This is a genomic window from Pseudomonas sp. B1(2018) (assembly GCF_003097365.1).
Classification (GTDB): domain Bacteria; phylum Pseudomonadota; class Gammaproteobacteria; order Pseudomonadales; family Pseudomonadaceae; genus Aquipseudomonas; species Aquipseudomonas laurylsulfatiphila.
In genome coordinates, this window is the sequence record NZ_PYUK01000020.1 from 1 (window position 1) to 14,985 (window position 14,985).

Consider the following 14,985-nt stretch of genomic DNA (forward strand, 5'->3'; position numbering starts at 1 on the left):
GCGCACACAGCCTCTGCGTTCGGCGCGGATCAACCTGTGGGAGCGAGCTTGCTCGCGATGGCGGTGGGTCAGGCGCCAAGGATGTTGACTGTGATGACCGCTTCGCGAGCAGGCTCGCTCCCACAGGGATTTTCAGCACTTGCAGAATCTGCGCTCGGCGCGGATCAACCTGTGGGAGCGAGCTTGCTCGCGATGGCGGTGGGTCAGGCGCCAAGGATGTTGGCTGTGCCGGCCTCATCGCGAGCAGGCTCGCTCCCACAGTGATTTTCAGCGCACGCAGAATCTGCGTTCGGCGCGGATCAACCTGTGGGAGCGAGCTTGCTCGCGATGGCGGTGGGTCAGGCGCCAAGGATGTTGACTGTGATGACCGCTTCGCGAGCAGGCTCGCTCCCGCAGTGATTTTCAGCGCACGCAGAATCTGCGTTCGGCGCGGATCAACCTGTGGGAGCGAGCTTGCTCGCGATGGCGGTGGGTCAGGCGCCAAGGATGTTGACTGTGATGACCGCTTCGCGAGCAGGCTCGCTCCCACAGTGATTTTCAGCGCACGCAGAATCTGCGTTCGGCGGGGATCAACCTGTGGGAGCGAGCTTGCTCGCGATGGCGGTGGGTCAGGCGCCAAGGATGTTGACTGTGACGACCGGCTTCGCGAGCAGGCTCGCTCCCACAGTGATTTTCAGCGCACGCAGAATCTGCGTTCGGCGCGGATCAACCTGTGGGAGCGAGCTTGCTCGCGAAGCTTTAGGCAGTCCCTTTGGCCTGCTGCTCCAGACGCAATTGCAACTCTGGCTCGATCTGCAATGCCGCGGCCAGTTCATCCAGATAGTTGCGCTCGGCGTCCTGCTGGTCGTCCACCAGCATCACGCTGGCCAGGTACATCTCCGAGGCCATGCCGGGGTCGGTAGCCGACTGCGCCACTTCATTGGGGTCCAGCGGCTTGGCGACCTCATCGTCCAGCCATTGCTGCAATTGCGGATCGTCGGTGTGACGGCCGATTTCAGTGCTGATCATCTGCTTTTCGGAATCATCGATCCGGCCATCGGCCTTGGCCGCGGCAATCAATGCCCGCAGGATCGCATGGCTGTGTTCCTCGGCTTCCGGGCCGGCCAGCAAGTCCACTGTGCGCGGCGCTTCCTGGGGGGCCGACGCCTGGCTGCGTTGCCAGGCCTGGTACGCCTGGAACGCCATCATGCCCAGGGACGCCAGCGCCGCATAATTAGTGCCGCCCCCGGAGCGGCTTTGCGGTGCGTCGCCCATCGGCGAACCACCGCCCAGCAAACCACCGAGCAAACCGCCCAACCCTGCCCCACCGCCACCCGCACCGGCGCCACCGCCCAGCAACCCGCCGAGCAATCCGCCCAGGTCGCCGAGCCCGCCCTGGGCCGAGGCGCCACCGCCCCCCTGTTGCGCCATCGAGCCCTGGCCGGCGCGCAGTAACTGTTCGAGCAGATCGCTGGTGTTCATGACGCTTGTCCTCTTGGGAAGGGTTCTGTCCAGACAGGCAACGATAGACCTCGCAGACGAATGTGCCAGCGCCGTTGGGCTGACGCGCCCGCGTCACGGCGGATTGTCCGGGGTATTTTTTTTCAGCGCGGCTAAGATTCATAGGTGGTGAACCTTATCCGCGGATACCCGGTCGATACCTGCAACCCGACCCGGTTTGCCAGCGCCCCCTTACGCGGGGCGTCAACTGGCTTGCTTCATTCACTGGAGAACGCCCCTGTGATTTCAACCCTGTACATCGCCAGACTCAAAGCATGGGGCGCCCATGGTTTTACGGCCACCGGCGTGGTCACCGCTTTCCTCGCCACCCTGTCCCTTCTGGATAACCAGCCGACCCATTGCCTGCTGTGGCTGGGTGTCGCCCTGATCGTCGACGGACTGGACGGCGCACTGGCGCGCAAGGTCAACGTGCAGTCGGTGTTGCCGAGCTTCGATGGCTCGATCCTCGACCTGGTGATCGATTACCTGACGTATGTGTTTATCCCGGCGCTGTTCATCTATCGCTACATCCCGCTGCCGGACTACACCCTGCTGCTGAGCGTGTCGCTGATTCTGGTGTCGTCGCTGTTCTGCTTCTGCAACGTCAACATGAAGAGCAAGGACAACTACTTCCAGGGCTTCCCCGCCGCCTGGAACGTGGTTGCCCTGTGCCTGTACATCATCGCCCCGTCGCCGTGGATCACCTTCATGACCATCATTGGCCTGGCCCTGCTGACCGTGACCCGGATGAAATTCCTGCACCCGTTCCGCGTGCGCCGGTTCATGCCGATCAACATTGCGGTGACGGCCATCTGGTTGCTGTGCAGCTTGTCGCTGGTGCTCAACCATCCGCTGATCAACCCGATGGTGATGGGGCTGTGGCTGCTGATGTCGGCGTATTTCCTCGGTATCTGCTTCTGGCGCACGGCGCTGGAGTGGTTCGACGAATCGCGGCTCAAGTAGCCATGCCGGTCCATATCGTTCAACTGGGTTCGCCGCGTCGCCCCGACGAAGGCTTGCGCCTGGGCACGGTACGCCGCCCTCCCCGTGGCGTACCGAAAGCCGAATTCGCCAGCCGGGACTTTTATGATGTCTGGCAGCCCTTGCTGGCACCCAGCGCGGAACTGGTGACCGAAGCCAAGGCTGCACAGGATGCCAAGGCCTGGGAGGTGTTCAGGCGCAAGTTCAAGGTCGAGATGAACCAGCCCGCTGCCAGCCAGATGCTGGACTTGCTGGCTGCGCTGTCCCACCGGACGTCCCTGGCCGTGGGGTGTTATTGCGAAGATGAGGCGCATTGTCATCGGTCGGTGTTGCGCGAGTTGCTGGAGACGCGGGGGGCTGTAGTGATTTAGTTGCCATGGCGGCTCCACCTCTCTGTGTGTTGGGGTTCAACATCAAAAGATCGCAGCCTTCGGCAGCTCCTACAGGGGGACGGCATTCACAATGTAGGAGCTGCCGAAGGCTGCGATCTTTTGATCACCGCCGCGTGATCACCACCTCCAGGTACTCACTCGGCACCACCAGCGACTTGTCGCCCGCCCTGTTCATCCGGTTGATCAGCTCGGTCAGGTCCGCTTCCAGGGCCTTGGCGCCGTCCGCAGGCAGCGCGGCGAAGGCTTTGTGCATCGGCCCGTACCACTGGCGGAAGGTGTCGATGAAATGCGCCGCCGAGCGATAGCGGAAATTGAACGTGCGGCGCGTCACCTGCAGCAGAAATTCCCGCTCCTCGAAATGCTCGTGCAGCCAGGCTTCGGTGCCCCAGCGCGAGGGCGGATTCGCTCCCGGCGCAGGTGGCAGGTGCTGGCCCAGGGTCTTGAACATCTGGCCGACGAAGCCTTCCGGTGTCCAGTTGGCCAGGCCGATCCGCCCACCCGGGCGGCAGACTCGCGCCAGCTCCGCGGCGGCCTTGGGCTGGTCCGGTGTGAACATCACCCCGAAAGTGGAAAGCACGGCGTCGAAGCTGCCGTCGGCAAAGGGCAAGGCTTCGGCATCGGCGACCTGGAAGGCGACATTCAGGCGTTCTGCCCGGGCCCGTTCTGCACCACGCTCCAGCAAGGCGGCGACATAGTCGGTGGACGTCACCTGGCAGCCACGGCGCGCAGCCGCGAGGGTCGCGTTGCCGTTGCCGGCGGCGACGTCGAGCACGCGCTCATCGCACAACAGGTCGCAGGCTTCGGCCAGTTGCTCGCCGACGATTTGCAGGGTGGTGCCGATCACGGCGTAGTCGCCGCTGGCCCAGGAGGCCATCTGGCGGTTTTTCAAGGCAGTCAGATCAATGGGTGTACTCATGGAGGCAGTCTCTGGGTTGAAACACGTATCGGGCCTGATCGCGGTTACTCCGCTGTCGTCGGATCGATGATGTTCATGACCCGGGAAATGCGGTTGGCGGGAAAACCACTGATCCTGGCGTGCTCCTGGATCTGCTCCTCGCTCGGCGAGATGTACACGCAATAGAGCTTGTCACCGGTGACATAGCTCTGCAGCCACTGCACCTCCGGCAACTCCCGCAAGGCCTGGCAGGACTTTAACGAAGCGGCTTTCAAATCCCTTTCCGACAGAGCTCCGGCGCCCTGGATCTCACGTTCAATGACGAACTTAGGCATGGCAACCTCTCTTTATTGTTCTGGATGGCAGGGCGCATTCACCCTGTGATCCAACTATCGTCCTGACGGGCGCTGGCGTCCTGCCCGATCGTCGCCCAAGCCTGCCCGATCGTCCGGAGATTCCACACGGCGCACCGACGCGTTCACAATCAGGAATCCTGTCATGGGGAAATCCCTATGGACGCTCTGTCACAGACCCTGCGGGTGGTGCACCTGGTCGGCGCGATCTTCATCAACGCCCGGTTCACCGCGCCCTGGTGCTACCAGTCGCCCAGCGCCGACACGGCCGCGCCGTTCCTGGAGCCCGATGCGGAACAGGTGGTGATCTTTCACCTGATCACCGAGGGCGAGTGCTACGTCGAACTGGGCGATGACCCACCGCTGCTGCTGAGCGCCGGCGACGTCGTGATCTTCCCCCAGGGCGACGCCCATCGCATGTGCTCCCGACCCGGATTGCCCCCGGCCACGGGTGCGCGACTGGATGCGGTACTGGCACGCCGGCCCCGCCAGCTGAGCTATGGCGGTGGTGGCGCGGTCACCCGCCTGGTGTGCGGCTACCTGGCGTGCGACACGCGCCTGGCGGGCATGTTGCTCAAGGGCTTGCCACCCGTGGTGCGGGTCAACGTGCGCGGTTCGGATGCCGGTATCTGGCTGGAATCCTCCGTGCGCTACGCCCTCGCCGAAGCCCGCTCGCCCCGCCCCGGCGGCGAAGGAGTCCTGGCCAAACTCGCCGAAGTGTTGTTCATCGAAGTGCTGCGCCTGTACATGAACGAACAGGGCGAAGGCCGCACCGGCTGGCTGGCCGGAGTACGCGACCGCATCGTCGGCGCCGCCCTCAACGCCTTGCACAAAAAGCCCTGCCACGCCTGGACGCTGGACGAACTGGCGCGCACCGCCAGCACTTCAAGATCGGTGTTGGCCGAGCGCTTCCAGCAACTGGTGGGGGTGTCGCCGATGCAGTACCTGACGCAATGGCGGATGTTGCTCGCCGCCAACCTGTTGCGCAGCAGCAATAACTCATTGACGCGCATCGCCGAGGAAGTGGGTTACCAGACCGATACCGCCTTCAGCCGCGCCTTTCGGCGCGAGTTCGGTGCACCGCCGGCGGCGTGGCGGCGTGGTCAGGAGAAAAAAAACATGGCCCACGAGGCTATGCCCGTGAGCCACTGATCAGGCCGTTCACGCCGCTGGCGTGCTCGCCTTGGCCTCCTCCAGCAACTGCTGGATCACTTTCTCCTGCGTTTCGTAGCTGCCTTCGCCGAAGTGGGTGTAACGCACCTGCCCCTTGGCATCGATGATGTAGTGCGCCGGCCAGTACTGGTTGTCGAAGTTGCGCCAGATCGCGTAGTTGTTGTCGATCGCCACCGGGTAGGTGATGCCGTATTCCTTCACCTTGTCCCTGACGTTGTCGATGATGCGTTCAAAGCCGTATTCAGGCGTGTGCACGCCGATCACCACCAGTCCGTCCTTTTCATATTTCTTCGCCCAGTCCTTCACGTACGGCAGGGTGTGCTTGCAGTTGATGCAGTCGAAGGTCCAGAAGTCCACCAGCACCACCTTGCCTTTGAGGGCTTCGTTGGTCAGTGCCGGTGAGTTGATCCAGTCGACCGCGCCGGACAACGACGGCATCGCGCCCTGGGCGTTGCCCATGGTGCTGTCGGCCTTGACCTTGCTGACCAGGTAATCGACGACTTTCGGCACAGACTCCAGCACGCCTTTCTCGACACGGCTGACACCTTGCGATGAGGTATTGGCCAGCAACAGGTCATTGGCCCCCGTTGCGATCACCGCCGCACCGGCCAGCACCGCAACCCCGGCGCCCCGGCGCAGCCAGCCGGTGACCGGAATCGACGGCTTCAAGCGATTGACCAGGCCGCGACCGGCAAAGATCAGGACGCCCAGGGACAGCGCACTGCCCGCGCCATAGGCCACCAACAACAGACTGGTACCGGCGTTCGCGCCCTGCAGCATGGCGCTGGTCAGAATCACTCCGAGGATCGGCCCGGCGCAGGGTGCCCAGAGCAGCCCGGTGGCGACACCGATCATGATCGACGCCAGCGGCCCGGACATCTTGCGCGAATCCGGGTCGATGCGATTGCCCAGCAGCACGAAGGGGCGTGCCAGCCAGTCACCGACCCGGGCGGAAATCAGCGACAGGGCGAACAGCACCATGACGAACAGGGCGACGTGGCGGCCGGTGTTGCTGGCCTGTATCACCCACTCGGTGCTGACCACGGCCAGGCTGGAGACGAGGGCGAAGGTCAGGACCATGCCGCCGAGGGTCAGCAGGATCGAGGCGCGTGTGCGATCGGCCCCGGCGAACAGGAAGGGCACGACCGGCAGGATGCACGGGCTGAGGACGGTCAATATGCCGCCCAGGAAAGCGATGAGTAACATGGGATCACCTAATACAAATCAGAGGGCGACACACGGTCATTGTGGGAGCGGACTTGCTCCGGGCGGCGTTCCGACGAAGAGGCCGGTACATTCAATAGAGATGTCACCTGCAAGGCCGCCTTCGCTGGCAAGCCAGCTCCCACAGTGGATTGAGGTGTTTTCAAGCTGTCTGTTCATCCAGCAACTGCCCCTGAGGCGTGCGGCTGGCACCGTTCTCGGCGAGCATCTGCCCTTGCGGCGTACGGCCGGAACCGTCTTGCGCAAGGAAGCCCTGGGTGCCCTTCTCTGCCACGGGCGTCAGCTGGAAGCAGGTGTTGCTGCCGCAGGCGCCTTGCTCGACAGAGGCGTTGGCATGGGCTGCCGCACCGGCGACGTAAAAAGCGATGGCGGTGAGAAAGCGGGTAACGTTGTTCATGATGTCCTTCCTGATTCAGTGGGATTAAGCGGTCGTCGATCGCAGCACTCAGTTTTCCGAGTTGCAGTGGTCGGCGAACTTGCTGTAATCCAGCACCTGGGTTTTCGACTGGGAGTCGAGGTACGTCAGCCGTGCATTGACCACGCCGCAGGAAGGCGTAGCGTCCTCGGTCAGCGAAACCACTTTCCTGATGTCAAGATGGCTGCCGTAGGTGTAGGTTTTTGGCGCAACATCGGCTTCGGCGCGGGCCGACAGGGTGCAGATGTTCAGGGCGGCAAACAGGCAGGCGGCGTAGACGGCTTTGGTGTTCATGGCGAGTTCCTCAAGGTTTCAACAGGTCGTTGGGCCGAGGCGCTCTGGTTTGCCTCGATGGAACCCATTAAAAGCCTGCGAGGTATCTCGTCTGTGTCGAGAATCGGCGTGAATCAATCGGTACGTATCAGAACCGCGTGCAGATACAGAGCAATACAACCCCCCCGGAAATCGGCTTTTTTGCCTTTGTGTGTATCCCCAGGCAGGCCGGATACACTGCAATACAAAGGGCGGCAGGCGACCCCGCCCGGGCTCGATAGACTGTGTGGCATTCCCCATTCATCAGAGGTTTGGCCCAATGGATCACGTTGATCACATCCTCATCGTTGACGATGACCGCGAAATCCGCGAGCTGGTAGGCAACTACCTGAAGAAGAACGGCCTGCGCACCACCGTCGTGGCGGATGGGCGGCAGATGCGCGCGTTTCTGGAAACCACCCCGGTGGACCTGATCGTGCTGGACATCATGATGCCGGGGGACGATGGCCTGCTGCTCTGCCGCGAATTGCGCGCCGGCAAACACAAGACCACGCCGGTGCTGATGCTCACTGCGCGCAACGATGAGACCGACCGCATCCTGGGCCTGGAAATGGGCGCCGACGACTACCTGGTCAAACCCTTCGCTGCCCGTGAACTGCTGGCGCGGATCAACGCGGTGCTGCGGCGCACCCGCATGCTGCCGCCAAACCTGGTGGTGACCGAAGCCAGTCGCCTGCTGGCCTTTGGGCGCTGGCGCCTGGACACCTCGGCCCGTCACCTGCTCGATGAAGACGGCACCATGGTCGCCCTGAGCGGCGCCGAATATCGATTGCTGCGGGTGTTTCTCGACCATCCGCAACGGGTGCTCAACCGCGATCAATTGCTCAACCTGACCCAGGGCCGCGACGCCGACCTGTTCGACCGTTCCATCGATCTTTTGGTCAGTCGCCTGCGCCAGCGCCTGCTCGACGACGCCCGCGAACCGGCCTACATCAAGACCGTGCGCAGCGAAGGCTATGTGTTTTCCCTGCCGGTGGAAATCCTGGGCGATCAATCATGACGGGGGCGTTGCATTGGCCGCGGACCCTGGCCTCGCGGCTGTCGCTGATATTCCTGATCGGACTGATCCTCGCCCAGGCATTGTCCTTCGGCGCGCAGTACTACGAACGCTACGAATCCTCGAAAAACACCATGCTCGGCAACCTGGAAACCGATGTGTCCACCTCCATTGCCATCCTCGACCGCTTGCCCGCCGATGAACGAGCCGCCTGGCTCAAACAACTGGAACGGCGCAACTACAGTTACCTGCTCAACGAGGGTTCGCCGGGCACGCCCATCCGCACCGACATGCCCGATGCACCCATTGCCATCGCCTCGATCAAGGACGCCATCGGCCACGATTACCCGATGACCTTTACCGACATCCCCGGGCCGAAAAAACACTTCCAAGTGCACCTGAACCTGTCGGATGGCAGCCCGCTGACCATCGACCTCCGCCCGGCGATGGTGCCGCTGTCGCCCTGGCTACCCATCGTGTTGCTCGGGCAACTGGCGCTGATGCTCGCCTGTTCCTGGCTGGCGGTCAGAATCGCCATCCGCCCCCTCACCCGTCTCGCCGACGCCGTCGAAACCCTGGACCCCAACGCCCACCCCGTGCTCCTGGACGAAAAAGGCCCGACCGAAGTCGCCCACGCCGCCAAGGCCTTCAACGCGATGCAGGCACGCATCGCGGCGTACCTGAAGGAACGCATGCAATTGCTCGCGGCGATCTCCCACGACCTGCAAACCCCGATCACCCGCATGAAACTGCGCGCCGAGTTCATGGACGACTCCAGCGAAAAAGACAAACTGTGGAACGACCTGGGCGAGATGGAACACCTGGTGCGCGAAGGCGTCGCCTATGCCCGCAGCATCCACGGCGCCACCGAAGAAAGCCGCCGCACCGACCTCGACTCGTTCCTCGACAGCCTGGTGTTCGACTACCAGGACATGGGCAAGGACGTTCAACTCACAGGCAAGAGCACCACCGTCATCGACACCCGCCCCCACGCCCTGCGCCGGGTGCTGGTCAACCTGACGGACAACGCATTGAAATTTGCCGGAGCTGCCGAGATGCACGTGGAAAAACAGGCCGACGGCAAGCTGTCGATCAAGATCCTCGACCGTGGTCCGGGGATCGCCGAAGAAGAACTCAAGCACGTGATGGAGCCGTTCTACCGCGTGGAAAACTCCCGCAACCGCAGCACCGGTGGTACCGGGTTGGGGTTGGCGATTGCCCAGCAACTGGCGATAGCGATTGGAGGGTCGTTGACCTTGAGCAATCGTGAAGGTGGGGGGTTGTGTGCGGAGCTGAAATTGCCGGGGTAGGACGGAGGCCGCTCCCACAAGTGCCTACCGGCCGACCAGGTACTGATGGGAGAGTGTTTCCCTGTAGGAGCTGCCGCAGGCTGCGATCTTTTGATTTTGACCATGTCAAAAGGACGGAAGATCAAGATCAAAGGATCGCAGCCTGCGGCAGCTCCTACATTGACCGGGTACACCGCCTATGTCGTGGACGGACAAGAATCCCCGTAGGAGCTGCCGAAGGCTGCGATCTTTTGATTTTGACCATGTCGAAAGGACGGAAGATCAAGATCAAAGGATCGCAGCCTTCGGCAGCTCCTACAGGGGAGTGCGTTTAGCCGAAGAGCAGGTTCGCCCTAAAAAATGGATATGTATTCAATCAACAACCCCCACAACCCCCTCCCCATGCATCTGTCGCAACAACACCAACCCACTCTCCAAAAACGCCGAAGACTCCACCGCCCCCGCCTCCACCGCCAACCCCTGCAACAGCTCACGCCCGGTCAACTCGGGAAACTCGCCAACAAGCAGCAACAACCGCCACGCCAACGGACTCAACTCGGAAAACCTCACACCCCAGTCCTCGGCCCGACGCACCAACAACAACGTCGGCTGAGCCGGCAAAACGTCCGGCTGATAATCCGGCCCCACCCGTTGCACCGGCCAGGCATACGCCAAGGGCCAGGCCAGCGGCGACACCTGCAATGGCCGATCCAGCAGCAACGCCGCATCACCGGCTGCCACAGGTTCGGCGTCGGACTGTTGCAGCGCCATTTCCACCCACTCGTAATGCGCCAGCTCCACCATGAACGGCGGCCACGGCCCATCGACCAACGCCTGAGGTTCACTGGCAAGAAACTCGACAAACTCCTGAGCGATCTCACCGAATTTCGGCGTGCGGGCGCGGTAGTCCCGCAGAAAAATCCGCACCAGCGAACGCCAATCCTCATCCCCGAGAATCTTCACCAACACCGGAAAGGTTCCGCTGAGCAATGAAGACAGGTTGGCGAATACCAGATCGCGGTAAACCTGTGCCCGGGCAGGGTCCATTTCGGTGGGTGGCGCGTTGTGCTCAGGGTCGCGCAGGTACAGGCCCATGGTGGTTTGTTGCTGCACAAGGCTCGACTTATCCACGGTTCACGCCCTCCTGTTGCAAGCGGCGAATGGTCTGCAATTCCGCCACCAGTTCGGCAAATGCCGGAAAATTGAAATCGCGCTCCAGTAAGGTCGGTTGAGCACCGAACCGGGCGTAGGCCTGGGCCAGCAACGACCACACCGCCGGCTTCACCGAGGCGCCATGGGTATCGATTTTCAAGGTGTCGGACTCATCGAAATGCCCGGCGATATGCATGGCCACCACCCGCCCCGTATCGATACCGGCGAGAAACGCCTGGGGATCGAAACCGTGGTTTATCGAGTTGACGTAGACGTTGTTGACGTCCAGCAACAGGTCGCAATCAGCCTCGCGCAACACCGCATTGGTGAACGTCACCTCGTCCATCTCCTGTTGGGGCGCGGCGTAGTAAGAAACGTTTTCCACCGCCAGGCGCCGACCGAGGATGTCCTGGGCCTGACGGATACGCGCGGCGACGTGGTGCACCGCTTCTTCGGTGAACGGCAGCGGCAGCAGGTCGTACAGGTGACCGTCATCGCTGCAATAGCTCAAATGCTCGCTGTACAGCGGCACGTGGTAGTGATCGAGAAAACCCCGAACTTCCTGCAAAAAACCGACGTCCAGCGGCGACGGCCCACCCAGGGACAGAGACAGCCCGTGACAGGACAACGGATAACGCTCGGCCAGTGTCCGCAGCGTTGCGCCATGGGCGCCGCCGATGCCGATCCAGTTTTCCGGTGCGACTTCCAGAAAGTCGAAACTGCCGACAGGGGCCGCTTGCAGGTCTTTGAGTAAACCGCGACGCAGGCCAAGCCCTGCGCTGGCCTTGGCTACGGGGGGAATGGATGTCTGCATGGTATCGATCTCGCCTGTGTCCAATGGCGCGGGCCGGTGCCCGCCTTGAGACACAGTTAATCGAAGGGGTGTATCGGGACTGTGTTTGGCTGGGGTCGGAATAAGAGGTCACTGTGTCAAGAAGGGGTCTGGATACAGTGGGATACACACGATCCTTGCAGGCACTACCGATACCTGTGGGAGCGGCGGTGCGGCGATCCGACTTGCCCGCGAAGAGGCCGGCACATTCAAAAGAGATGCTGGCTGACCCACCGCTTTCGCGGGCAAGCCCGCTCCCACAGGGTTTTGCGTCAAGCCAGGACCTGACGCCCGGGACTTTCGTCGCGAGAAAAAGCAACACACAGCCCCCGAACTAAACTTACTGCACGCAGGACCCGCTTGGTGCCCTGCACACCCCCACGACCACCGCCCAGCGGCGCATGCCTCGTCAGACAATGCCTCTGGACCGTGATCCTGCCAAAGGAGCACACGTGATGGACGAGGCCAGACTCAACGACTTCATGGGCAAACTGGTGAATGACATGGGCGGCGCGGCGATGCTCGCCAACGTCATCCTCGGCGAAGAGCTCGGCCTGTACCGGGCGATGGCCGACAGCCAGCCCATCACCCCCGAAACCCTTGCCGAGAAAACCGGCTGCAACACCCGCCTGCTGCGCGAATGGCTCAGCGCCCACGCTGCCTCCGGCTACATGGAACACCGCGACGGCCAGTTCCGCCTGCCCGAAGAGCAAGCCCTGGCCCTGGCCATCGAAGACTCTCCGGTCTATATCGCCGGGGGCATAGGCGTGGTCGCGTCGTTTTTCCACGACAAGGACAAGCTGGTCAACGCCATGCGCGGCAACGGCGCCCTGCCCTGGGGCGAGCATCACCCGTGCATGTTCAGCGGCACCGAGCGTTTCTTCCGTCCCGGCTACAAAGCCCATTTGATCACCGAATGGTTGCCGGCCCTCGACGGCGTGGTGGCCAAACTGGAAGCCGGGGCCAAAGTGGCGGACATCGGCTGCGGCCACGGCGCCTCGACGGTGATCATGGCCCAGGCATTTCCGGATTCGCGCTTCGTCGGCTTCGACTATCACGCGCCGTCCGTCACCGTCGCCACCCAAAGGGCCGAAGAAGGTGGTGTGTCCAGTCGGGCCCGGTTCTTCCAGGGCACGGCGAAAAGCTACCCCGGCAGCGACTATGACCTGGTCTGCTACTTCGACTGCCTGCACGACATGGGCGACCCGGTGGGCGCGGCCAGACATGCCTATGAATCGTTGAAAGACGACGGCACGGTGCTGCTGGTCGAGCCCTACGCCAACGACTTGCTCGACGACAACGTCAACCCGGTCGGACGCCTGTTCTACGCCGCCTCGACCTTCATTTGCACGCCGAACTCGCTGTCCCAGGAAGTCGGCCTCGGCCTCGGCGCCCAGGCCGGTGAAGCGCGGTTGCGCAAGGTGTTCAACGAGGCCGGGTTCAGCCGTTTTCGTCGGGCCACGGAAACACCGTTCAACCTGATTCTGGAGGCACGTAAATAACCCCCGAGGGTTGTAGGAGCTGCCGAAGGCTGCGATCTTTTGATCTTGTTTTTTTAAAGCAACGTCAAAAGATCGCAGCCTTCGGCAGCTCCTACGAAAGGCCATGCCAATCTGCGCCCCCCGGAGTGCCGAACATGCTCGACAGCCTGATCCACGACCAACTCGACCGCCTCCATCAACGCATGGCCGACGCGCCGTTTGCAGTGCTGACCGGTGCCGGCATCAGCACACCGTCGGGCATCCCCGATTATCGCGACAACCAGGGCGTGCGGCGGGGCCGGCAGCCGATGATGTACCAGGAGTTTCTCTCCGCCCCGGAGTCCCGGCGACGCTATTGGGCGCGGGCGATGCTCGGCTGGCCACGGGTGCGCCTGGCGCGGCCGAACGTGGCCCACGACAGCCTGGCCCGTTTGCAGGGCACGCGACAGATCAGCGGGTTGATCACCCAGAACGTCGATACCCTGCACGACCAGGCCGGCAGCCATGACGTGATCGAACTCCACGGCAGTTTGCACCGGGTGTTGTGCCTCGATTGCGGCAAGCTCTGCGAGCGCGATTCGATCCAGCGCTTGATGGAAACCCGCAACCCGTACCTGGCCGGCGTCGACGCGGTGCAGGCGCCGGACGGCGACACCCTGCTCGACCCGGCCTTCGAGGCTCGTTTCCAAGTCCCGCATTGCCCGCATTGCGCCGGGGAAAGGATGAAGCCGGATGTGGTGTTTTTCGGTGAAAACGTCGCGCAGGCCACGGCAGCCAAGGCGATGGCGGCCGTTGAACAGGCTGCCGGGTTATTGGTGATCGGGTCTTCGTTGATGGCCTATTCGGCGTTTCGCTTGTGCCGGGCGGTGGTGGACCAGGGCAAGCCGTTGATCGCGATCAACCTGGGCAAGACCCGGGCGGATGACATTCTGGATATGAAGATCGAAGGGTCATGCGAGCAGCTCTTGCCCCTATTGGCCCAACGCCTAAACAACTGCCCTCCCCTGTAGGAGCTGCCGCAGGCTGCGATCTTTTGATCTTGTTTTTTTAGAAGCAACGTCAAAAGATCGCAGCCTGCGGCAGCTCCTACAGGGATGGTGTGTGCCCCAGGTTTTCTTCTTTGAGCACATCAAACAACGCCTGCGCCGCCGCCGACAGCTCTCCCCCCGGCAACGTCAACACCCCAAGCGCCCGCTCCACCACCGGATCGCGCAAAGTAATGCAGCGCGCCCCCAGTTCACGCATCTGCCCGGCACACAAGGCCGGCACCGCGCTCACGCCCAGGCCGCTGGCGACCATGCGCCCGACCGTCGCCAGTTGATGGCTTTCAAACTCCACCGACAGCTTCATGCCGCGGGCCTGCAGGTGCTCTTCAAGCATGACCCGTACGGTGGAAGGTCGCTGCAAGGTAATGAACGGTTCCTTGAGCAGGGTCTGCCAATCGATGTCATCGAGTTCGGCCAGCGCCGAATCCAGGGGCACCACCGCCACGAATCGATCGATGTACAACGGCGTGAATTGCAGCGGCGAACTCTGGGTCGGCTCGAACGCCACCCCCAGTTCAACCTGGCGGTCACGGACCATTTCCAGCACCTGCTCGTTGATCACGTCATTGACCGTCACGTTGACGTTCGGGTAACGGGCGCGGAAGGTCTTGAGGATCGGCGGCAGCAGGTTGCCGGCGAACGATGGCATCGCCGCCAGGGTCACGCGACCGCGCTGCAGGGTGAAGCGTTGACGCAGCTCGTCCTCGACATTGTCCCAGTCGGCGATCAACCGGCGCGCCAGCGGCACCAGGGCTTCGCCTTCGGCGGTGAGCGCCACGTTGCGCGTGTTGCGGGTGAACAGGCGCCCGCCGAGGCCCTCTTCCAGCGCCTTGATGGTCAGGCTCAGGGCCGATTGCGACAGGTGCAGGCGTTCACAGGCCACGGCAAAGCTCAGGCTCTGGGCCACGGCCAGAAAGGCACGGATCTGCTTGACGGTCATACT

Annotated in this window: 16 protein-coding genes; 7 read left to right on the top strand and 9 right to left on the bottom strand. The window is 62.7% G+C overall.

Translation table 11 applies throughout. From position 1 onward, the window contains the following. Positions 1-738: 738 nt before the first annotated feature. Entirely contained in the window at positions 739-1,461 is a 723-nt protein-coding gene (locus tag C9422_RS25440; RefSeq protein WP_116582564.1) for a tellurite resistance TerB family protein, read from the bottom strand. A 258-nt stretch (positions 1,462-1,719) separates the two neighbouring features. On the opposite strand from C9422_RS25440, the gene pcsA reads away from it, so the two are divergent. Both pcsA and C9422_RS25450 read left to right on the top strand, forming a co-directional pair. Further along, entirely contained in the window at positions 1,720-2,442 is a 723-nt protein-coding gene (gene pcsA / locus C9422_RS25445) for a phosphatidylcholine synthase (RefSeq protein WP_116582565.1), read from the top strand. A gap of 2 nt (positions 2,443-2,444) precedes the next feature. Next, positions 2,445-2,831 (top strand): DUF488 domain-containing protein, encoded by a 387-nt coding sequence (locus tag C9422_RS25450; protein ID WP_116582566.1) that lies wholly within the window; start codon positions 2,445-2,447, stop codon positions 2,829-2,831. Between the two features lie 124 nt (positions 2,832-2,955). Here the strand turns inward: C9422_RS25450 and C9422_RS25455 are convergent, their stop codons facing one another. Beyond that, entirely contained in the window at positions 2,956-3,768 is an 813-nt protein-coding gene (locus C9422_RS25455; RefSeq protein WP_116582567.1) for a class I SAM-dependent methyltransferase, read from the bottom strand. A 44-nt stretch (positions 3,769-3,812) separates the two neighbouring features. After that, a complete protein-coding gene (locus C9422_RS25460; protein WP_007978346.1) occupies positions 3,813-4,082 on the bottom strand; it encodes a DUF4242 domain-containing protein in 270 nt (89 codons plus the stop codon). 177 nt (positions 4,083-4,259) lie between these two features. Here C9422_RS25460 and C9422_RS25465 point away from each other — a divergent pair, with 177 nt between their 5' ends. Then, entirely contained in the window at positions 4,260-5,252 is a 993-nt protein-coding gene (locus C9422_RS25465; protein WP_116582568.1) for an AraC family transcriptional regulator, read from the top strand. A 9-nt stretch (positions 5,253-5,261) separates the two neighbouring features. Here the strand turns inward: C9422_RS25465 and C9422_RS25470 are convergent, their stop codons facing one another. The 3 genes from C9422_RS25470 to C9422_RS25480 form a co-directional block, all read right to left on the bottom strand. After that, positions 5,262-6,479, bottom strand: a complete 1,218-nt coding sequence (locus C9422_RS25470) for a cytochrome c biogenesis protein DipZ (RefSeq protein WP_116582569.1) — start codon at positions 6,477-6,479, stop codon at positions 5,262-5,264. Positions 6,480-6,639: 160 nt separating this feature from the next. Continuing rightward, the gene (locus C9422_RS25475) at positions 6,640-6,894 is read right to left on the bottom strand and encodes a hypothetical protein (RefSeq protein ID WP_116582570.1); all 255 of its coding nucleotides are present in this window, start codon (positions 6,892-6,894) and stop codon (positions 6,640-6,642) included. 48 nt (positions 6,895-6,942) lie between these two features. Continuing rightward, positions 6,943-7,206, bottom strand: coding sequence for a DUF2790 domain-containing protein (locus C9422_RS25480; protein WP_007978355.1), 264 nt, complete (start codon positions 7,204-7,206; stop codon positions 6,943-6,945). Positions 7,207-7,504: 298 nt separating this feature from the next. On the opposite strand from C9422_RS25480, the gene C9422_RS25485 reads away from it, so the two are divergent. Further along, positions 7,505-8,245 carry a response regulator gene (locus C9422_RS25485; protein WP_007978356.1) on the top strand — a complete coding sequence of 247 codons (741 nt, stop codon included), beginning with the start codon at positions 7,505-7,507 and terminating at the stop codon, positions 8,243-8,245. Next, positions 8,242-9,552, top strand: coding sequence for an ATP-binding protein (locus C9422_RS25490; RefSeq protein ID WP_116582571.1), 1,311 nt, complete (start codon positions 8,242-8,244; stop codon positions 9,550-9,552). Before C9422_RS25485 ends, C9422_RS25490 begins: the two co-directional genes overlap by 4 nt. 351 nt (positions 9,553-9,903) lie before the next feature. On the opposite strand, the gene C9422_RS25495 is transcribed toward C9422_RS25490, so the two are convergent. Continuing rightward, positions 9,904-10,662, bottom strand: coding sequence for a DUF2063 domain-containing protein (locus tag C9422_RS25495; protein ID WP_116582572.1), 759 nt, complete (start codon positions 10,660-10,662; stop codon positions 9,904-9,906). Continuing rightward, the gene (locus tag C9422_RS25500; RefSeq protein ID WP_116582573.1) at positions 10,655-11,497 is read right to left on the bottom strand and encodes a DUF692 domain-containing protein; all 843 of its coding nucleotides are present in this window, start codon (positions 11,495-11,497) and stop codon (positions 10,655-10,657) included. Before C9422_RS25500 ends, C9422_RS25495 begins: the two co-directional genes overlap by 8 nt. Before the next feature lie 473 nt (positions 11,498-11,970). Here C9422_RS25500 and C9422_RS25510 point away from each other — a divergent pair, with 473 nt between their 5' ends. Both C9422_RS25510 and C9422_RS25520 read left to right on the top strand, forming a co-directional pair. Beyond that, positions 11,971-13,017, top strand: coding sequence for a class I SAM-dependent methyltransferase (locus tag C9422_RS25510; protein WP_116582574.1), 1,047 nt, complete (start codon positions 11,971-11,973; stop codon positions 13,015-13,017). A gap of 134 nt (positions 13,018-13,151) precedes the next feature. Further along, positions 13,152-14,006, top strand: coding sequence for an NAD-dependent protein deacetylase (locus C9422_RS25520; RefSeq protein WP_116582575.1), 855 nt, complete (start codon positions 13,152-13,154; stop codon positions 14,004-14,006). Positions 14,007-14,082: 76 nt separating this feature from the next. Here C9422_RS25520 and C9422_RS25525 read toward each other — a convergent pair whose 3' ends face one another. After that, positions 14,083-14,982, bottom strand: a complete 900-nt coding sequence (locus C9422_RS25525; protein ID WP_116582651.1) for a LysR family transcriptional regulator — start codon at positions 14,980-14,982, stop codon at positions 14,083-14,085. Positions 14,983-14,985: the final 3 nt, after the last annotated feature.